We start from the raw sequence: 21,431 nt of genomic DNA, 5'->3' as shown, positions 1-21,431 counted from the left end.
GATGGCAGTCTAAACAGCCAACGACAGCGAGGGCGAGTCCATGAAAAAGCATACTTCGGTTGATCAATCCCTGTCTTCTTCCGATTTGTCGGCCTGCACAACCGTAGCGGTCGATCTGGCCAAACAGGTCTTTCAGGTCGCCGGGGAAGATGTCCTCGGTCAGGTGCACTATGAGCAGCGGATCAAGTCGCGCGAGGCGTTTTATGAGTTTCTCCGCCAGTTGCCACCTCATGTCGTGGTTCTAATGGAGACCGGTCCGGGTGCTCAAGCCTGGGCCCGGCAGCTGCAAGACCAAGGCAATCTGGCGCGGATTCTTCCAGCCGGTTTGGTGGCCACCCATCGCAGCGGGCCTAAAAATGATCGCAACGATGCGCTGGCGATTCTGCGGGCTGGTCGCGATGAAAAGATCTACGCAGTGCCGGTCAAAAGCGTTGCGGCGCTGGCAATGCAGGCGTTGCATCGCGCCCGCCAAGGCTATGTGCGTCGACGCACGGCGGTGAGCAATCAGATGCGCGGCCTGCTGCTCGAGCACGGTGTGGCCTTGGCGCAGGGTGACGTTGCGATCAGCCAGAAAATCCCACGGGTACTGGAAGATGCCACCCAGCCGGTGCCGGGCCTGCTGCGTGAACTGATCGACGAACTGTTGGCCGAGTGGCGCCATTTGGGCGAACGCATCAGCGTACTGACGGGGCGCCTGGAAGTGGCTGCCAACGCCGACATGACGGCGAAGCGACTGATGACTGTGCGCGGCATTGGCCCAGTCACTGCCACGGCACTGGTGGCCAAGGAAACCAAGCCTGAGCGATTTCCCAATGCCCGCAAGTTTGCCGCGTACTTTGGCATGGTGCCTGACCAGTACAGCAGCGGGCAGACGGTCCGGCTGGGGGGCATGACCAAGCGAGGCGATGTTTATTTACGCAGCCTGATGATCCAGGGAGCCCATGCGGTACTGCAACAACTACGACCTGATTCCCAGCAACCCGATGACCGCCGCTTGTTGCGCTGGATGAGCCGACTGGGCCGTAAGGAGGCTGCGGTCAGGTTGGCCAACCGCAACCTGCGAATCGTCTGGGTGCTTCTACAGAATGACCAGACTTATCGTCGCCAGGCTGGTGATGGCCAGCAAGCGACGATGAGCCACTGAGCGACAGAGTTCTGCCACCGAGGTACTAACTGTCCGGCCCTTTGCTGAAAAAAAATTGACCCCAGGTAAGACCGGCGTGGATTGATGCCTTAGCTGCTACTGGCCTTCGAGGCCTGACTGTAATCGGCATACCACGAGCTCTTCCAATTTTGGCCAGAAGCCGAAGACGGCTTCCTCGAATAGGCCTAATACATAGATGCAACGGGGCGGCGGTTTTTCAAAAGCGGGTAGACAGTGGGGGCGAGTCCATACATAGCAGCTGGCGAAGCCTGCGTTCGGCTGCGAAGCAGTCGTAAACCCTGAATCCCGGATTTAACTGAAAGACCGCGTTGCCTGATTTCACGACTGCTGCGCAGCCGAACGCAGGCTTCGCCAGCTGCTACAGGTCCGCGTGCCACCCGACGATTTGTCCTGCCTCGCCGAAAACACCGCCTAGACTTCAGTCATCTGCACCCGAGCAGCCAGTCATGTCTCGTCGACGGCGTAGTCCAGGATGGCCAACGCTCCGACTTCGGCTCGGCGGATGGCTGCTGTTGGCCAGTTTTCTGCTGACGGGGCTGGGCAGTGTCTGGGCCGACTGGGATTTTACGCAGATCCTGCAAATCGCCGAAAAGCGCTACGGCCCGCTCGGCCCCGCTCAAGGAAGAATCGAGGCCTGGAGTCAAATGCTCAAAAGCGAACTCAACCAACCCGAGCGCGAGCAACTGAACGCAGTCAATCGCTTCTTCAATCAACAGCTGAGCTTTCAGGACGATACACGCATCTGGCGTCAAACCGATTACTGGGCCACGCCAGAAGAATCGCTGATCAAGGGCGCCGCCGATTGCGAAGACTACGCGCTGGCAAAATATTTCAGCCTGCGCCAACTCGGGATTCCCAGCGAAAAGCTGCGCATCACCTACGTCAAAGCCCTGAACCAGAATCAGGCGCACATGGTGTTGACCTTCTACAGCAGCCCCATTGCCGAACCGCTTGTGCTCGACAACCTGATTGGCGAGATCCGCCCCGCCTCCCAACGCAAAGACCTGTTGCCGGTCTACGCCTTCAACGCCGAAGGCCTGTACTTGCCGGGTGCCAATGGCGGTAAACGCAGTAGCGACTCGAAGAAATTGTCGCGTTGGCAGGATGTGTTGAAAAAAATGCAAGCCGAAGGGTTCGCCGTAGGTGAAGGCTAGCCGCCATCGCAAGGAGCGTTTTTATGTCACTGCGCAAACAGTTGTTTCTCGCCATCTGCCTGTTTCTGCTGGTGGCCTTCAGTGGCAGTTTTTTTGTCAGCCTTGAAAGTTCCCGTGAGCAAATGCTCGGCCAGTTGCGCTCCCACGCCCAGGACGCTGCCACCGCGTTGGGGTTGTCGTTGACCGCACAAATCGACGACCCGGCGATGACCGAACTGATGGTCAGCTCGATTTTTGACAGCGGCTATTTCCGCAGCATCCGCGTCGTCAGTATCGTTGATGAAAAGGTGCTGGTGGAGCGCAACGCACCGGCACAAATCGAAGGCGTGCCCGGCTGGTTTATGAGCCTGGTCAACCTGCGCCCGGAAGGTGGCGATGCGCTGATCATGCGCGGCTGGGAACAAGTGGCGCGGGTCGAAGTGCTGAGCAATCCCCAGTTCGCTCTGGCAAAACTCTGGGACAGCACTCTCGGCAGCCTGATCTGGCTGTTGATCTGTGGGCTGCTCAGCGCCGTGTTCGGTGGATGGCTGTTACGCCGGCAATTGCGCCCGCTCGACAAAATGGTCAGACAAGCCGAAGCCATCAGCAAGCGCGAGTTCCTCAGCCTGCCAAAACTGCCACGCACGCCTGAACTGAGGCGCGTGGTGCTGGCCATGAATCAGATGGTCGAAAAGCTCAAGACGCTGTTCTCCGAAGAGGCCACGCGCAGCGAAAAACTGCGCGCCGAATCCTATCAGGACAGCCTCACGGGCCTGGCCAATCGACGCTTGCTCGATGAACAACTGGCCGATCATTTGTTGATCTCCGAACAAAGCAGCGAAGGCCATTTGCTAATGTTGCGGATCAACGATCTGATCGGCCTCAACCAACGCCTGGGCGGTCAGCGCACCGATGGGCTGATCAGCGCCGTCGGCGAATTGCTCAAGCGTCTGACGCAACTGCCGGAACGGCGCACCTGGCTGGCGGCGCGCAACCGTGGTGGCGAATTCAGCCTGCTGACACCGGGCCTGGACAGCACCGAAGCGGCCCGCCTCGCCTCGGAAATCAGCGCCACGCTGGAAAATCTACGCCTGACCGGCGCCAGCGATTGCATGCCGGTGGCGCACTTGGGTGTGGTCGCCTATCAGCCCGGCGAACCGGCCGCCGACGTCCTGCTGCGCCTCGATCAAGCGCTGGCCCAGGCCCAGCAACACCCGGAACGGCCGTGGGTGCATCTGGCCCGTTCCGATACCGCGACGAACCACACCCAGCACGACTGGCGCACCTGGATCGACGACGCGTTGACCCAGGGCAACATGCAGCTGTATTTCCAACCCGTCGTGCAATGCGCCGACACCAGCCAGGTGCTGCACCACAAAGTCCTCGCGCGCCTGCTCGACCCGCAGGGCGAGGCCATTGCCGCCGGGCATTTCCTGCCGTGGATCGAGCGTCTCGGCTGGTCGGCACGGTTTGACCTGGCAATGCTCGAAGCCACCCTCGACTACCTCGTCGTCAACCGCTGGCCCTTGGCGCTAAGCCTGTCCGGCAGCACCTTGCGTGATCAAACGCAGCTGAAACAAATCATCGACATGCTCGAATCACTGCCCGACCTGGCGCCCCTGCTGACACTGGAAATCGACGAACGCCAACTGCCGCCGCCGGAAGAATTGCAGCGCCTGAGCCACAGCCTGCTCAACACCGGGTACCGCATCGGTTTGCAGCACTTCGGCGGCAGCTTCAGCCAGATCGGCAATCTGACGCAGTTGGGGTTGGCGTACCTGAAAATCGATGGGGCGTACATCCGTCACATCGATGAGCAGAGTGACAAGCGGCTGTTTATTGATGCGATTTTCCGGGCGACCAACAGTATTGATTTGCCGTTGATCGCGGAAATGGTCGAGACCAAAGGGGAGCTGGAGGCGATTCGGGAATTGGGGGTGTTTGGAGTGATGGGACGGTTGATCGGGCCGCCGGAGCCGATGTGAGCGGTATGACCGTTCGTCTGGGAATCACGCCAACCTGTCAGATCTGACAGTAGCCAGTCTTCCCAGCCTGGTGTGTGATCAACCCTCGCCCCGAGAGAGCGCAGGGCTTGTCACCTTCCAGGAGAACATAATGGATATCCAGTCCGCCGAGTTGAAAGCATTGTTAGTGCTGTACCCCTTTATCATCCCGGGCTGGGTCGAGCCAGTGAAACCGGACGGCATCGCCCACGGCGGCATTCCAAAAGCCCTTTACGATGGCCAGGCTCGTGGCCTTGAACTCCTGGTCGATCCTTGGAGCGAGCTGGGGCTGCGTTCCTTGATCATGGCGGCCGATGATCGCTTGGATTTGTATTGCAACGGCATTCTCGTCCCAGGAGCAGGCGTGACCGTCAAGCCGGGTGAGGAGACGCTGCGACAGCGTCTGTACCTGCCACACGGGTATTTGATGCAGGGCGTCAACCGTCTACATTACGTGGTCACCCGTGTCGGGGGGAACTCCGAACCCTCTCGGGATCTGCTGGTGTTGTACCACCTGCGGCCTGCGGACAACCTGGATCTGGTGATCCCGGACGACGTGCTCAAGGACGGCGTCAGCGCCGCACGGGCGGCGCAGGGGGTGGAGTTCAGGTTCACCTATGCCAACCGGCGCAACTATGACCGTATTGAATTTCTGTTGGGCGACACCCAGGTCCGGTTCGACGTCGCCGACGGCACGGGGCCAATCACCCACACACTGTTCACCGACACGTTCCAGAAGGCGGGCGACAACCCGAGTGCAGTGGCCGAGTTTCATGTCATCGACCAGTTGGGCAACCGGGTCAAATCCCCGGAGAAGCGGCTGGCCATTCATCTCGATCGATTTGACCTGCCGGCCCCTACCGTCAAGGGCATGATCGGCAACAACTTCAGCCCGACCCTGCCGGAAGTCCGGGTGCTGGTGCCGGAGGGTTCGCTGCAACCCGACGACAAGTTTAGCGTGAACTGGCAAGCCGCGGCCGGCACAGCGGTGGCGGGCTCCTACACCAGCCCGCAACGGCTGGTCAGCGCCGGTCTGGAGATCGCCGTGCCGCGCTCGGTGCTGGCCTACAACTTCGGCAAACAGGTGACTGTCACCTACGTCGTCGAACGCAACGGCAAACCCTCCCCCTCATTACCTTTGCTGCTGAACATCCTGACGCTGCCGGCGACGGCGCTGATCCCGCCAAAGATCGTCGAAGCCGACGACAACAACTCCTGGACCTGATGGCGCTGGGCAGCAAAAACGCGACCATTCACGCTCTGCTCCACACGTTGATCGAAGCGGGCCAGCCATGCTGGCTGAGTCTGGAAGGCAGAAAGGCGGACGGCACGGCGCACAACCTTGCGCTGTGGGACGGCCTCCCGGATCAGGTCAACGACACTTGGATCAGTCAAGGATTCTGGCCTGTCGAGCTGGCCAACAGCTACCTCAAGCAACTCGGACACGGCACCACGCTGACGATCAAGTTCGAGGTGTCAATGGACAAGAGCAACAACCCGGCCACGGCCACGGTGTTTCCGGATCGCACCTATACCATCAAGGCGATAGAGCTGGAGGCGCCGACCATCACCTCGGTGAGAGGTAATTCTGACAGCGGTCCGGAAATTCCCAATGGCACCTCCACCACCGCGACCACGCTGGTGTTCACTGGCAACGCGAGTGCCAATCAAAGGATCGAACTGCGAGACAAGGGCGTAGTGAAATACACGATCACTGTCGGTGCCACGGGCTACTGGAGCCATACCCTGACAGGGCTGGCGCAGGGAGATCACATCTATACGGCGAAGGCGACTTACGGGACATTACCGGAATCAGCGGCCTGGAGGTTGACCGTCATCGCCGAGGTGGCGCCCACCATCAGTTCGGTGAAGGACTCCAAGGGGGAAATTCCCCATGGTGGCTCCACCGTGGACTCCCGCATAACGCTGACCGGTACTGCCAGCAAGGGTCAAAAAGTTAAGGTTCTCGACGGCGGCACCGATATGGGAGAGGCCATTGCCGACCTGGTGACCGGTATCTGGACGCTAGTGGTGTCGGTGCTGAGCTTGGGGGGGCACATCTACTCTGCCAGGGCGCGCTATGGGACCGAACCCGTTTCCAACGCCCGGAATCTGGTCAGATACGCTCCACTGCGGTCCCCGACGATCACAGGGGTTTACGCCAACGGAGTGCGAATTCCACCGGGTGGTTCGCTCACGACGCCAGCCACAATTCACTTCACTGGCACCTGTTCTCCGGGACCTCAGGGGTATACATATTTTAGGTTCAATGGCGTGCGCGACACCGCGTGGGCGGTCAATATCTCGACAAATGGCACCGTCTGGACCTCAAGCAGCGTCTTTGTTCAGTTCTTCAGCGGGGGGCAGTCTATCCCCCAGACGGTCTCTTTATTGGACGATCGTATGGGCGGTAACCTCCTGAGCCCCACCTACACATTTACCCCTAAATATACCCCCTAAAAGTTGAGCAAAACCCAGCGACAGATCACGATATCAATCGTGGTCTGTCGCTTCGTGCCCCGGAAAAACGGAAAAAAACAAAAGAAAAGACAAAAGGGGACGTATTTATTTACCTCCCCTTTTCTATCTTCCGACATTTGATTGAGCATAAACGGCGATGTTTAAAAGACATCTCCAGACACTCACGCAGGCTACACATCCTTGCGCCGTTACCTACGACTGCGCCAGAATCCGCCGGCTTGTGCGCCTTGCTCCCTCGCTCTATCGTTTCCGTGTCGTTGCAAATGCAGCGATCGGGTTTAGCAGCTCGGTAAATATCAAGGCACGCGATGTCCCCTCTAGATCAGTCGGCTTTTTTGCCTCCTGATTGGCGTTTTGGTGACTGTGCGTGGGGCACTTCGGTGCGCCGGGTTCCTTGATCCCTGGTCTGCTAACCCGCGTACAGTCGCCACCCTTTTCGTTTAGCAGCGATGCGTGGCGGCCTCATTGATCAGGGAGTTTCACCATGTTCAAAATCACACCCAACCCACCCGAAACCGACGACGTCTCCCCCTACGAAACAACCGATTCCAAAAAACTCAACGAAGCCGCCGACCGCGCCCTCGATTACTACCTCAAACCGGTCATTCCCCAAGACACCCCGCGTAAACCGAGCACGATTTACTCCATCGACCCCGACACCAACGACGAAACGCTGCTGGTCAACGCCTGCGAAACCCTGGCGTCGGCGAGTGTGATGCTGAGTAATTTTGCGGGGTTGATGGAGGGGTCGCATCGCAATACGGTGTTGGGGATTCAGCAGGTGGTGATGCTGGGGGAGTTGGCGGTGAATCGGATGCTGGATAATTTTGTTCCGCAGGGTTAGCAAAGAACCAGCGGCGAACATTTTTCTGTGGCGAGGGAGCTTGCTCCCGTTCGGCTGCGCAGCAGTCGCCCTCCCGGCATAGGCGGGTGACCTGAAAAACTGCGGTGAATGGTTTTCGGGCTGCTTCGCACCCCAGCGGGAGCAAGCTCCCTCGCCACAACAGCTCTTCAGGCAGCAGGTTTTGCAGTAGTCTTTTGGGCCTCATCGCTAGCAAGCTTGCTCCCACAGCGGGCCTGCTGTGTATCCAGATTTTGCGACCGCTACAGATCAAAATTGTGGGAGCGAGCCGGCTCCGGGCGGCGATCCGACGATGGCGATGCTACAGACAACAAAGACCCGCCATTCCTTTTTCGGGAATGACGGGTTTTGTCGTTTCGGATTTCAGCCCTCAGATCACACCGTATCCACCTTCAACGAATGGTCATTCAACATGCCATTGATGATGGTCGCCGTATCGTGCCCGCCCGCGACCACCCCGCCCGCTCCTGGCGTGACGCCGTAGTGGCTGGCCAGGTTCACACCCGCCAGGTCGATGGTCTGGTTCGGGGCCGCGCCGGCCATGGCGCTGACGTCGATGCTGGTCAGGACCGAGGCGCCGCTGCCGATGACTTTGAAGTGCAGGTAGTCATCCAGCGAGGCTGCGGTGTTGTTTTCGCCTTGCAGCAGTTGCGACAGGTCCAGCTTGTCGGTGCCTGGGGTGAAGTCAGTGACGAGGTCGTGGCCGCTGTTGCCTTTGAGCCACTGGAAGGTGTCGGCCCCTGCCCCGCCGGTGAGGGTGTTGTTGCCCAGGCCGCCGATCAGGAAGTCGTCGCCGCCACCGCCCTTGAGGATGTCATCGCCCAAGCCACCGTTGATGACATTGCTGAAGTTATCGCCTGTGAGTGAGTCGTTGAAGTTGGAGCCGGTGAGGTTTTCGATGGCGGTCAGGGTATCGGTGCCGGCGCCTCCGGTGTTTTGCGCGGTGGCCAGGTTCAGGTCGACCGTGACCGCGCCACTGGCGTGGGCGTAACTCGCGGTGTCGGTGCCAGTGCCGCCGTCGAGCAGGTCCTTGCCGGTGCCGCTGAACAGCAAGTCATTGCCGGCGCCGCCACGCAGCTCGTTGTTGCCATTACCGGCGGTGAGCACGTCGTTGCCGTCGCCGGCATTGATGACGTTGTTGCCGGCGCCCGCCACCAGCACATCGTCGCCTGCCGTGCCGGTGAGGGTGTGACCATCCTGATAGCTGATGGTCACGGCCGCGCTGTCGCTGCCGCCATGGCTGTCATTGGCGGTGTAGGTGCCGTGGGCATCCGGGGCGATGTCGTGGCCCCCGGCGTAGTTGAGGGTCATGGTCAGCTGGTAGTTTTCGGCGTTGTTCACGCCGTTGCCGCTGGTGTTGGTGATGTTGGTGATGTGGATCTGATAGGTCCCGTCCGCCGCCGCAGTAAGGGTTTGCCCGTCCGCGAGGGTGATCCATGCACCCCCGTTGAGCGAGTACTCCATGGCGATGTGACCACCCGCCAGGTTGTGGTCCAGGTTGAGGGTTTCGCCCTGTTTCAGGTTGACGGTAATCCGGTCTTCATCGTTGGCATTGCCGGTGGTCACCCCTCCAAGGTAACCACTGACCACCAGCACGGCTGTCATGGTGGCCGCGTTCGCCGCGAAGGCGTTGCGCACATTCGCCAAGACCTGGTTAGCGGTGTTGTTGCCGGTCGAGGAGAAGCTGATCGCCCCGGTGCCGGTGAAGTCAGCGCCTTTTGAAATCCAGCCAGTGGTGAAGGTGGTGGGTGAAGCCGTCAGCGGATCACCATTGGCATCGGTGTCGTTGGCCAGCAGCAACTCGCCCGGCACCACGACGCTGCCCGAGAGCACGTTGGTGATGATGTGGTCATCCACCGCCACCGGCGCCGCGTTCGGAATGACTTTGACCGTCAGCGTGGAGCTGGCCAGGTCGCCATCGTTGTCGCTGGCGGTGAAGCCGATGCTTTCGGTGATCACCACCGCCGTGGTTTTTTGCGAGGTGTAGGTGTACTCGCCGGTGTCGAGGTTGACCACCAGGGTGCCGCCATTGTTGGTGGCGATGCTGATGGAGTTGTTCACCGTGTTGAACGTGCCGTGGTTGGCGCCGCCACTGAAGTTCAGCGCGCCCTGATTGCTGTTGCCTTTAGGGTCGTAGGTGTACGTGGTGCCGTCGACCACGAGGGTTTTGATGAAGCCGCCATCGGCGCCGAACGTACCGCCCTCCAGCAATGTGCCGGTGACCGGCGCGCCGACCACCGTGCCCGAGAGCACCGAGTTGAGCTGGTTGAGATCAGTCACCACCACCGCATTGGTGTTGGTGTGCGTGCTGCCGTCATAGGCCAGCGGATCGAGGTTGGCGTTGCTCACGCCGCTGCCCAGGCCGATCGCGTAGTTCTTGATGCTGTTGGCATCGAGGAAGGCTTTGAGCGCGGTTTCGTCCGCGGTGCCGATGTCGCCTTCGTTGGGTTTGCCGTCGGAGAAGAAGTAGCCGACGTTCTGCGCCCCGGTCAGCTTGCCCGAGGTGTTGAACGCGGTTTGCATCGTCGCGACAGCCGCGTCGTAGTTGGTGCCACCGCCGGCAGTCAGGCCGGAGATGATCGACTTGGCGGTCGCTACATCAACCCAGATCGATGTCTTGTCGGTGGCGTTGCTGCTGAAGGTGACGATCTGCACTTTCACATCGCCCAGGTCGTCGTACTTGTCGAGCAAGGCACTGATCGCCTGCTTGGCCAGCGCCAACCGCGACAGCCCGGGTACGCCCGAAGCGTCGGCCATACTGCCGGAGACGTCGATCACCAACAGCAGATTGGAATCGATCTCGACCGCGGCGACCGAACGATCGGCAGCGACCGCTTTGGGCACGTCATCGACGATGCTCACCACGATGGTGCTGGTGGTGCTGTTACCGGAGGCATCCGTGGCTTTGTAGGTGAAGCTTTCGCTCAGGGTGTTGGCCCCGTCGTTGGCGTTCGGCGACGTTTTCGGTGCCGAAGTCAGGGTGTAGGTATAGGTACCGTTGGGGTTGAGCAGCATTTGCCCGTACGTTCCGGTGGCGCTGCCGACCAGGGTGTACGTGACCGCGCCACTCGCGCCGGTGACGGAACCCACGAGGGTGCCAGTCGCCGTTTCGCCGGTGTTGCCCGGGTCGCTGCCAGTGACGGTGCCGGCCGCCAGATCCAGACCATCCTTGCTCAGGTCCAGCGCTTTCTCGTAGACGGTCACGTCGGTATCGGTGACCGCTTTGATGCAGCTGTTCGACACATCGATGGTGATGGTGGTGGTGCTTTCATCGCCATCGGCATCGCGCACGGTGTAGGTGAACGTGTCCGTGGCGCCCGCCCCACTCACGGCGTTTGGATTGCTGTGATAAACCGCGTTGCCGTTGGCATCCAGAGTCAAGTAGCCGTAGGTGCCGTTGATGTTTGTGCCCAGGCCGCCGATGGCCGAGGACGACGTGTCCGAGCCCGCGCGCACGCCGACCACAGCACCGCCGGAGGCCGCGCCGTCGGCGCCCTTGATGTCGTTATCCAGCACGTTGCCGCTGACCGTGCCGCCTTCGGTCACGCTCGCCGTGTCCGCTTTGGCGGTCGGCAGATCATCGACGATGTTGACGTTGATCTGGCCCGACGCGGTGCTGCCGTCGGTGTCCGTCGCCACCACGTTGAAGTTCTCGGTGATGCTGTTGGCGCCGTTGGCGGTTGGATGGGTTTCGTTGTCCGCCAGGGTGTAGCTGTAACTGACCACGCCGGTGGCCGGGTTGTAACCGGTGATGGTCAGCGTGCTGCCGAGCGGTGTGACCACCGATTGCGGGAAGCCTGCCGCCACGCCGCCGGTGACCAGCGTAATGCCGCCCACCGTCAAGGTTTGCAGACCATCCAGCGCGGTCACGGTGAAGGTGCCGCTCTGGGTCAGCGCCGGCGTATTGGGACTGGTGCCGTCGCTGAGGTTTTTCTCGTAGACGGTCAGTTCACCGCCGTACACATCGAGGCCGTTGAGGGTGACCGGGTCGTTGTTGTTGTGGACGTTCAGCACCAGGTTGGCGGTGCTGGTATCGCCGTCGGCATCGGTAATGGTGTAGGCGAAAGTTTCGGTGCCGTTGCCGCCGCCGTGCAGGTTTTTGAAGTCGGCATCGTTGGTGTTCAGCGTGTAGGTGTACGTGCCATTGGCGTTGAGCACCAGCGTGCCGTAAGTCCCGGCGAAGGTGCCGGGGGTCACAGGCCCGGCGTTCGGCCCGGTGGCGACGTGGTCCGCGCCCTGAACGTCGTTGGTCAGGACGTTGCCATTGAGCGTCAGCACGGCCTCCGACGCCGTACCGGTGTTGCTGTCGTTGACGGCTTTTGGCACATCATCGACGATCTTCACCACGATGGTGCTGGTGGTGCTGTTGCCCAACGAATCGGTGGCTTTGTAGGTGAAGCTTTCGGTCAGCGCATTCGCACCGTCGTTGGCATGCGGCGTGGTGGTCGCCGGCGACGTCAGGGTGTAGGTGTACGTGCCGTTGGGGTTGAGCTGGAGCTGGCCATAGTTGCCCGTGGCGCTGCCGACCAGCGTGTAGGTGATCGCGCCGGTCGCCCCGGTGACCGAGCCGACCAGTGTGCCCTTGGCAGTTTCGCCAGTGCTGGTGGGGTCGCTGCCGATGACCGTGCCGGCCGCCAGGTCTTGCCCGTCCTTGGTCAGGTCCAGGGCTTTTTCATAGACGGTCACGTCGGTATCGGTGGACGCGACGATGCTGCTGTTGGACACGTCGATGGTGACGGTGGTGGTGCTTTCGTCCCCATCGGCATCGCGCACGGTGTAGGTGAACACGTCGGTCGCGCCCGGGCCGTTCACCGCGTTGGGATTGCTGTGGTAGGTCGCGTTGCCGTTGGCATCCAGCGTCAGGTAACCGTAGGTGCCGTTGATGTTGGTGCCCAGGCCACCGATGGCCGAGGTCGATGTGTCCGAGCCTGCGCGCACGCCAATCACGGCGCCACTGAGCGCCGGGCCGTCGGCACCGCCGATGTCGTTATCCAGCACGTTGCCCGAGACGGTCGCGCCTTCCGCGACCGAGGCATAGTCCGCGTGGGCGGTGGGCAGGTCGTCGACGATGTTGACGTTGATCTGGCCCGACGCGGTACTGCCGTCGGTGTCCGTCGCCACCACGTTGAAGTTCTCGGTAATGCTGTTGGCGCCATTGGCGGTTGGATGGGTTTCGTTGTCCACCAGGGTGTAGCTGTAGCTGATCACGCCGGTGGCCGGGTTGTAGCCGGTGATGGTCAGCGTGCTGCCCAGCGGGGTGACGATCGATTGCGGGAAGCCTGCGGCCACGCCACCGCTGACCACGGAGATGCCGCCGACCGTCAGGGTTTGCAGGCCATCGAGGGCGGTCACGGTGAAGGTGCCGCTCTGGGTCAGGGCTGGCGTGTTAGGGCTGGTGCCATCGCTGAGATTTTTCTCGTAGACGGTCAGTTCACCGCCGTAAACGTCGAGGCCGTTGAGGGTCACCGGGTCGTCGTTGTTGTGGATGTTCAGCACCAGGTTGGCGGTGCTGGTATCGCCGTCGGCATCGGTGAGGGTGTAGGTGAAAGTTTCAGTGCCGTTGCCATTGCCGTGCAGCGCTTTGAAGTCGGCATCGCTGGTGTTCAGGGTGTAGGTGTACGTGCCGTTGGCGTTCAGCACCAGGGTGCCGTAAATCCCGGTGAAGGTGCCGGGGGTAATCGGGCCGGCATTTTCGCCGATGGCCACGCGGTCAGCACCTTGCGTGTCGTTGGTCAGCACGTTGCCGTTGAGGGTCAGCAGGGTTTCCGAGGCGGTGCCGGCGTTGCTGTCATCGACCGCTTTGGGCAGGTCGTCGACGATATTCACGTCGAGGTTGCCGTTGGCGGTGGTGCCGTTGTCATCCACCACGGTGACGGCGAATTGCTCGGAAAGGCTGTTGGCGCCATTCGCGGTCGGATGCGCTTCGTTATCGACCAGGGTGTAGCTGTAACTGACCACGCCGGTTGCGCTGTTGAACCCAGTGATGGTCAACGTGCTGCCGAGCGGCGTAACGATCGATTGCGGGAAGCCTGCGGAGACACCGCCGACCACCACGTTGATGCCGCCAACGCTGAGGGTTTGCACGCCGTCGAGGGCGGTGATGGTGAAGGTGCCGCTCTGGGTCAGCGCCGGTGTATCGGGGCTGCTGCCGTCGCTGAGGTTTTTCTCGTAGACGACGAGTTCGCCGCCCTCGACATTGAGGCCGCCAATCGTGACCGGGTCATCGTTGTTGTGGATTTGCAGCACCAGGTTGGCGGTGCTGGTGTCGCCATCGGCATCGGTGAGGGTGTAGGTGAAGGTTTCGGTGCCGCTGCCACCACCGTTCAGTGCTTTGAAATCGGCGTCGCTGATGTTCAGCGTGTAGGTGTAAGTGCCGTTGGGATTGAGCACCAGGGTGCCATATGTCCCGGTGAAGGTGCCGCCGATGATCGGCCCGCTGTTGGGGCCGGTGGGAATGCGGTCAGCACCCTGCGAGTCATTGGGCAGCACGCTGCCGGTCAGGGTCACCAGGTTTTCCGAGGCGATACTGGCGTTGCTGTCATCGACCGCTTTGGGCACGTCGTCTTTGATGTTGACGTCCAGCGTGCCGGTGGCGGTATCGCCATTGGAATCACCGGCAACCACGGTGAACTGTTCGCTGAGGTTGTTGGCACCGTCGCCGGCCGAATGGGTGTCGTTGCCGACCAGCGTGTAGCTGTAACTAACAACGCCGGTGGCCGGGTTGTAACCGGTGATCGTCAGGGTGTTGCCCAGTTGTGTGGTGATCGACTGCGGGAAACCGACGGCCACCCCGCCGGTGATCACGTTGATCCCGCCGATGCTCAGGCTGGTCAGCCCGTCGGGGGCCGACACGGTGAAGGTGCCGTTCTGGATCAACGCGCCCGGATTACTGGCAGAACCGTCGGCGAGATTGGCTTCGTTAAGGGTCAGCTCGCCCCCTGCCACCGACAGGCCCGCGAGGGTGACCGGGTTGTTCGGCAGGACGCCTGTCCCGCCTGAACCGGCACCGTTGTCGCCGTTGTCCGGATCACCGGCCAGCCGTTCCAGCGGAAATTCAGGAATGCCGTTGAAGCCCGCGGTGGGGAAGCCAATGACGGGATCGACCCGCCCGCCCACTTCTTCGAGCATGACGAAACTATGGCCACCGCCCGCCGCCCCACCGGGTGCGCCGGTCGGAGCAGCTCCGGCCGCCGTGGCTTCAGCCGTTTGAGTCGGGTCATCACCGGCTGCGATAGCTTTTTGCAGTTGCTCGACATCGGTCAGTTGCGCCTGAGTCGGCGTCACAGCTTCAGCGGTATCCACATGGGGTGCCTGATGCGCCAGTAGCTGGGAAGTCATCTGCAGGCTGCTGCCACGCCCAAGGGTCAGTTCCTGGCCATTTTCCAATTCCACGGCCACCGCGCCTTCGGCCCCGGTGATCAATTGGTCGCCGGCGAACAATCGGTCGCCCTCGACCAGCGCACGTCGGGTGCCACCGCTCGTTTCCGCGAACACCTGACCAATGACTTTACTGACGATACCGATGAGCGTTGCCATTTGCATTTCCTCCGCTGCCAACCGCTGTCGGCACCCTGTTTGTGCGAAGAACGTGCTCATGGTTCAAGCAGGTTTGCCTGGCGGATCGCCTGCGGGGCGCGTTTACCTGAGTAAGCCGATGCCCCGGCGTTCTTCTCGCCAAGCGTGTCGCTCGCAGGGGACGTGTCCGATTTCGGTAAAACCCCATTGCAATCAATAACCTTGGGGCGCCAATCACCATCAAATCGCCCTGCGAGCGATGCGTAACGATCTTGAACCTAAGCAGTGACAAAAAACTGTCACCTCAAAACCGTTTCGCTTCCCTCCCCTCCAGCACTTCTCCGCCCTATGTCGATAAGTGAATGGAACTTTCCTTAAACCCTCGAATACTCCCAAGAGCTCCTAAATCAAGGGCTTCCGGAGTGAACAATGTGCTGGATTTCGCAGCACGCATAAGTTTTTTTTGGAATAAACCATATGAAAAAAATTTCTTAGCTACGCTCTAGAATGTTCTTAGCTTCGTTGTTACAAGCATGAAACGGTTTTACCTATAAATGCCGTCAAATAATTGGCGACTTATAAAGAACCATCAGGAATCAGGGAGATGTACCCATGCGCGTTTTAACCCCCCTATACAGCGCAATTCTGCTGGCGATGGCCTGCACATCCCAGGCGCAAGCCATGTCGTTGACCGAGGCGATCCAGAGCACCATCGCCACCCACCCGGAACTGGCGTCGCGGGTGGACAGCCGCCTCTCGGCCGATGAGCAAGTGAAAGTCGCCAAGGGGGGATTTTATCCATCGGTGGACCTGAACGCCGCCTACGGGCGCGGGTACAGCGATAACACCAATACTCGGGCGTTCGGCAATCACCACACCGAAATCCTCACCTACACCCAGTCGGAGCTGCGCCTGCGGCAGATGCTCTTCGACGGTTTCAACACCGCGAACGAAGTCGAACGCACCAAGGGCGTGGTCAACTCCCGGGCCTATTACGCTCAAGGCACCGCTCAGGACCTGGCATTGCGCACCACCGAGGTCTACCTCGAAGTGCTCAAGCGCCGCGAACTGGTGACCCTGGCCACGAACAACTTGCAGGCTCACTTGCGGGTCAACGACCAGATTGGCCTGCGCACCCAGCGTGGCGTCGGCAGCAACGCCGACTCCGACCAATCCGGCGCGCGCCGGGCACTGGCGCAAAACAACCTCGACACCGCCGAGGTCGATCTGGCGGATGCCGAGTCGAACTTCTACGCCGTCACGGGGCGCATGCCCGATGAGCTCGAAGCGCCGCCGTCGATCCGTGGCGAACTGCCCGCCACCCTGCCGGAAGCCCAGCAGAGCATGGTGGAAAACAACCCGTACCTGAAATCCGCCCAGGCTGACGTGCAATCGGCCGAGAGCCAGTACGAAGTTGCCAAGTCGCCGTTCTACCCGCGTTTCGACGCCGAAGCGGCGGTGGGCGCGAACAACAACGTGCAAGGCGATGAAGGCCACGACAACGAATGGCGCGTGGGTGTGGTGATGAACTACAACCTGTTCCGCGGTGGCAGCGACAAAGCGCGCCTGCAGTCCAATGCGCATCAGATCAACCAGGCGATGGACATCCGCAACAACGCCCTGCGCCAACTCAACGAGAACATCCACCTGGCCTGGAACGCCATGGTCAATGCCAAGAAACAAACCCCGACCGCCCGCGAATACGCCGACACCAGTAAACGCGTGCGCGTGGCGTATCAGGACCAGTTCGGCCTCGGCCAACGTACCCTGCTCGACTTGCTCGACAGTGAAAACGAGCTCTACAACGCCAATCGCCGCTACACCGAAGTGCGCTACACCGAGGAATATTCGATGTACCGCGTGCTGGCGAACATGGGCCAGTTGCTGAGCAAACAACGGGTGGTACTGCCCGCCGATGCGATCGCCTCCACCGAAGTGAAAAACGAAGCCCGTTTGCCTGAACTGAAGTAGGCCTGTGGAGAGATCAATTTGACCAGCATGGAACCCGGCAACACCGGTGTCGATCCGCGCCTGAGCTTCGATGACCCGCTTCTGGACGGTCTGTTGATCCTCTGCAAACTCCACGGTGCGACGGTCAGTCGCGCCAGCCTGAGTGCAGGGCTGCCACTGAACAAGCAGCGCTTGAGCCTGGACCTGCTGCCCCGCGCAGCCGCCCGGGCCAGCCTGCAAGCGCGGGTGTTGCGCCGCGAACTGGCGGACATTTCCGCGCTCAACCTGCCCGTGATGCTGATCCTCAACAATGGCCGCACTGCCATCCTGCGACGCTTCGGCGATGACGGCCGATTGCTGATTCTGCCCAGCGAAGCGGACGGCGGTGAACAATGGGTCAGCCGTGAAGAGCTGGCCGAGAATTACAGTGGCCAGGCCTTGTTCGCCCGGCCACGCCATGAACTCGAAGACTTGCGCTCGCCGCTGGTGCCGCGTGTCGAGGCCTGGTTTCGCGACACCTTGAAGCTGTCCAAATGGCTGTACAGCGATGCGATTCTGGCGAGTTTTTTGATCAACCTGCTGGGGTTGATGGTGCCGCTGTTCGTGATGCAAACCTACGACCGGGTGGTACCGAACCAGGCCACGTCGACCTTGTGGGTGCTGTCGATCGGCTTGCTGATCGGCACCGGTTTCGAACTGGTGCTGCGGGTCGTGCGTGCGCACTTGCTGGACACCGCCGGGAAGAAAACCGATGTGATTCTTTCGGCGACGCTGTTCGAACGCATCACCGGCATGTCCATGAAAGCGCGGCCGGCGACCATCGGCGGTTTCGCCCAGAGCATCCATGACTTCCAGGGCCTGCGCGAATTCCTCACCGCCGTCACCCTGACCAGCCTGATCGACCTGCCCTTTGCCGTGCTGATGCTGGTGGTGATCGGCCTGCTCGGTGGCTGGCTGGTGGTGATCCCGTTGCTCGCCTTTCCGATCACGATCATTTTCGCGATGGTGATCCAGGTGCGCCTGCGCGAAACCGTGCAGAAGAGTTTGAGCCTCGGCGCCGAACGCCAGGCCCTGCTGATCGAAACCCTCGGCGGCCTGGAAACCCTCAAGGCGTGCAGCGCCGAAAGCGAGCGCCAGCACAAATGGGAAAGCACCCACGGCGCCCTCACCCGCCTCGACAGCCATGCGCGCAACCTCTCGGCGCTGGCCACCAACGGCACGCTGTTCATCCAGCAATTCTCCGGCATGGCGACCATCGTCGCCGGGGTCTACAGCATCATCGCCGGCAACCTCAGCGTCGGTGCGCTGGTGGCGACCTACATGCTCGGCAGCCGCGTGCTCGCGCCATTGGGACAAATCGCGGGTTTGATCACACGCTATCAGCAAGCGCAACTGACCATGAAAAGCACCGATGCGCTGATGTCATTGCCGCAAGAACGCGACGCCAAACAGCGACCGCTGGAGCGCACGCAACTGCAAGGTGCACTGGATGTCAGCGGTGTGACCTTCCACTACAACGGCCAGAACGCCCCGGCCCTGGCCAACGTTAGCTTCAGCGTCAAACCCGGCGAGCGGATCGGCATCATCGGTCGCAGCGGTTCGGGCAAAAGCACCCTGGCGCGATTGGTCATGGGATTCTATGCGCCGGAAGAAGGGCAACTGCTGCTCGATGGGCTGGACCTGCGGCAACTCGATGTCGCCGACCTGCGCCAACAGATCGGTTACGTCGCCCATGACCTGCCACTGCTCGCTGGCAGCCTGCGCGACAACCTGACCCTTGGCGCCCGTTACATCAGCGATTCGCGAATGCTCGAAGTCGCTGAGCTGACCGGCGTCACCGAGCTGGCGCGTCAGCACCCGCAAGGTTTTGACCGGCCCGTTGGCGAACGCGGGCAGTTGCTGTCCGGCGGTCAACGTCAGGCAGTGCTGCTGGCCCGGGCCTTGTTGCTGGACCCGCCGATCATGCTGCTCGACGAACCCACCAGCGCGATGGACAACAGCAGCGAAGATGTTTTGCGGCAAAAACTCCACGGTTGGGTGCAGGGCAAAACCTTGCTGCTGGTGACCCACCGCACCTCGATGCTCAGCCTGGTGGATCGGCTGCTGGTGCTGGACAACGGGCGGATCGTTGCCGACGGTCCAAAAGAAGCGGTCATCGATGCACTGCGCAAGGGCCGTGTCGGCTCTGCGGCTGTCTAGGAGCTACCCATGGCCCGTTCATCATCAGACAAGTCGCAGGACCGGGGCTATTTCGGCAGTTTCGGCAAAACCGCAGAAAGCGAATTCATGCCGGAAACCGCCGGCGCCTCGTTGCAGGACTCGCCCCGCTGGTCGCGAATTACCGTGTGGCTGGCCGCTGCGTTGCTGATTACAGCGCTGGTCTGGGCCAAGTTTGCGGTACTGCAAGAAGTCACCATGGGCGAAGGCAAGGCGATCCCGTCGAGCAAGGTCCAGGTGATTCAGAACCTTGAGGGTGGCATCGTCACCGAAATCTTCGTGCGCGAAGGGCAAATGGTGAACAAGGGCGACACGTTGCTGCGCCTGGATGACACGCGGTTTCTGTCGAACAAGGGCGAGAGCGAAGCGGATCGTTATGCGTTGACTGCGCAGGTCGAACGGCTGTCGGCCGAAGCGGAAGGCCGGCCGTTCAAGCTATCGCCTGAAGTGATCGCCAAGGCCCCGCAAGTGGCCGAGGACGAGCGCTCGCTGTACGAACAACGTCAGCGTCGACTGGCCAGTGAGCAACGCACGTTGAGTGAACAACTTCGGCAAAAAACCCAGGAACTGGCGGAATTCCGCTCCAAACAGGGGCAATTCAGTTCGAGCCTGGCATTGTTGCAACAAGAGATGAACATGTCCGCGCCGCTGGTGGGCACCGGGGCGGTTTCACCGGTGGAAATCCTGCGGCTCAAACGCAGCGCGGTGGAGATTCGCGGCTCGCTGAACGCCACGACGCTGGCGATTCCACGGGCGGAATCGGCGATCAACGAGATCAAAAGCAAGATTGATGAATCGGAACAATCCTTCCGTTCGGACGCAGCGAAAGAGCTGAATGAAAAACGCACCGACCTGTCGAAAATCACAGCGTCGAGTATCGCCATCGATGACCGTGTGACCCGCACCACCGTGGTGTCTCCGGTACACGGGATTATCAAGGTACTGAAGGTCAATACCATCGGCGGCGTGGTTCAACCGGGCAGCGACATGGTGGAAATCGTCCCCATTGAAGACAACTTGCTGATCGAAGCCAAGGTGCGGCCACAGGACGTGGCTTTCCTGCATCCGGGGCAGAAAGCGATGGTGAAATTCAGCGCGTACGACTACACGATTTATGGCGGGTTGACTGCCAAGCTGGAGTTGATTGGTGCAGACACGATTACCGATGACAAGGGCAACAGCTTTTATCTGATTCAGGTGAGGACGGACAAAAACCACTTGGGCGGGGATGTGAAACCGTTGCTGATTATTCCGGGGATGGTGGCGACGGTGGACATCATCACCGGGGAGAAAAGTGTGCTGGATTACTTGCTGAAACCGGTGTTGAAAGCCCGGACCGAGGCGATGCGGGAACGGTAGGCCTGACTCATTCTCTGTGGCGAGGGAGCTTGCTCCCGCTGGGCTGCGCAGCAGCCCCAAAATCATTCAACCAAGCGCAATAGGTGTACTGGGTCGACAAGTTTGGGAGCGCTTCGCACTCCAGCGGGAGCAAGCTCCCTCGCCACAAGAGATCACTTGCCATGGTTACGCAGGTAGGTCTCCTCCCCCATCGCCGCAATCTGCCCCTCGATCAATGCCTCGAACGGTTTTAACAGCGGCTCGAACGTCGTCGGCGCTTCCAGCGTCTGTAGCGCCTGAACAATCGCCTCCACCGTCGACAACGCCCCCGGCCCCGGGGCTTTGCGCAGTCGATATCGAGACACGCCGCCATCCGCCAACGTCACTCGTGGCAACGCCGCCAGCAACGGATTGAGGTGCAACATCTTGCGCGCCTTGCGCCAAGTGCCGTCCGGGACGACCAGCAACAGCGGCTCGTCATTCGCGGTGTACGCCTGCATCGGTTGCGCATCATCGGCCGGAAACAGCAGTCGCGCCTGATAACCCGGCTGATTCAACAGCGCCGGCAAATCCTCGAACACCTCGCCCACAATCAACTCGGCATTCTTCAAGCCCAACGCGGCCAGTCGCGCCGTGTTCAGCGCATGGTTCACTTCGCTCGGATGCTGCAACAGCAACACCCGGGTGCGGCTGTCGAGGCTCGGGATCAATGGGCACAGGCAATGGGTTTGTGGGCGCAGGCAGCGCGGACAGTGGATTCTGGACAT

11 protein-coding genes are annotated in these 21,431 nt (G+C 60.9%); 9 read left to right on the top strand and 2 right to left on the bottom strand.

Going from position 1 to position 21,431, the window contains the following annotated elements; genetic code table 11:
* The first annotated feature begins 85 nt into the window (after window positions 1-85).
* From ACYZTY_RS06195 to ACYZTY_RS06170, 6 genes are all read left to right on the top strand, one after another.
* On the top strand, window positions 86-1,144 hold the full coding sequence (locus ACYZTY_RS06195) for an IS110 family RNA-guided transposase (protein WP_461959259.1): 1,059 nt from the start codon (window positions 86-88) through the stop codon (window positions 1,142-1,144).
* A gap of 467 nt (window positions 1,145-1,611) precedes the next feature.
* The gene (gene lapG / locus ACYZTY_RS06190; RefSeq protein ID WP_461957738.1) at window positions 1,612-2,319 is read left to right on the top strand and encodes a cysteine protease LapG; all 708 of its coding nucleotides are present in this window, start codon (window positions 1,612-1,614) and stop codon (window positions 2,317-2,319) included.
* 23 nt (window positions 2,320-2,342) lie between these two features.
* Complete coding sequence (gene lapD, locus ACYZTY_RS06185; protein WP_461957737.1) at window positions 2,343-4,283, top strand: cyclic di-GMP receptor LapD; 1,941 nt, start codon at window positions 2,343-2,345, stop codon at window positions 4,281-4,283.
* A gap of 130 nt (window positions 4,284-4,413) precedes the next feature.
* Window positions 4,414-5,526: a hypothetical protein gene (locus ACYZTY_RS06180; RefSeq protein ID WP_461957736.1), complete on the top strand. Its 1,113-nt coding sequence runs from the start codon at window positions 4,414-4,416 to the stop codon at window positions 5,524-5,526.
* The gene (locus ACYZTY_RS06175) at window positions 5,526-6,761 is read left to right on the top strand and encodes an Ig-like domain-containing protein (protein ID WP_461957735.1); all 1,236 of its coding nucleotides are present in this window, start codon (window positions 5,526-5,528) and stop codon (window positions 6,759-6,761) included. Before ACYZTY_RS06180 ends, ACYZTY_RS06175 begins: the two co-directional genes overlap by 1 nt.
* Before the next feature lie 505 nt (window positions 6,762-7,266).
* Entirely contained in the window at window positions 7,267-7,626 is a 360-nt protein-coding gene (locus ACYZTY_RS06170) for a DUF6124 family protein (protein WP_461957734.1), read from the top strand.
* A 393-nt stretch (window positions 7,627-8,019) separates the two neighbouring features.
* On the opposite strand, the gene ACYZTY_RS06165 is transcribed toward ACYZTY_RS06170, so the two are convergent.
* Complete coding sequence (locus ACYZTY_RS06165) at window positions 8,020-15,180, bottom strand: retention module-containing protein (RefSeq protein WP_461957733.1); 7,161 nt, start codon at window positions 15,178-15,180, stop codon at window positions 8,020-8,022.
* Window positions 15,181-15,771: 591 nt separating this feature from the next.
* Here ACYZTY_RS06165 and ACYZTY_RS06160 point away from each other — a divergent pair.
* Genes ACYZTY_RS06160 through ACYZTY_RS06150 form a run of 3 tightly spaced genes read left to right on the top strand, consistent with a single transcriptional unit; the run spans window position 15,772 to window position 20,685 of the window.
* Window positions 15,772-17,130 carry a TolC family outer membrane protein gene (locus tag ACYZTY_RS06160; protein WP_461957732.1) on the top strand — a complete coding sequence of 453 codons (1,359 nt, stop codon included), beginning with the start codon at window positions 15,772-15,774 and terminating at the stop codon, window positions 17,128-17,130.
* A gap of 18 nt (window positions 17,131-17,148) precedes the next feature.
* Window positions 17,149-19,308 (top strand): type I secretion system permease/ATPase, encoded by a 2,160-nt coding sequence (locus ACYZTY_RS06155; RefSeq protein WP_461957731.1) that lies wholly within the window; start codon window positions 17,149-17,151, stop codon window positions 19,306-19,308.
* 9 nt (window positions 19,309-19,317) lie between these two features.
* The gene (locus tag ACYZTY_RS06150) at window positions 19,318-20,685 is read left to right on the top strand and encodes an HlyD family type I secretion periplasmic adaptor subunit (RefSeq protein ID WP_131062547.1); all 1,368 of its coding nucleotides are present in this window, start codon (window positions 19,318-19,320) and stop codon (window positions 20,683-20,685) included.
* Window positions 20,686-20,837: 152 nt separating this feature from the next.
* Here the strand turns inward: ACYZTY_RS06150 and ACYZTY_RS06145 are convergent, their stop codons facing one another.
* Complete coding sequence (locus tag ACYZTY_RS06145) at window positions 20,838-21,431, bottom strand: tRNA-uridine aminocarboxypropyltransferase (RefSeq protein ID WP_461957730.1); 594 nt, start codon at window positions 21,429-21,431, stop codon at window positions 20,838-20,840.

The sequence above is a fragment of the Pseudomonas sp. LB1P83 genome, assembly GCF_054897885.1.
Note: the sequence above shows the minus strand (reverse complement) of the source record. Positions and strands in the feature narration are given on the sequence as shown.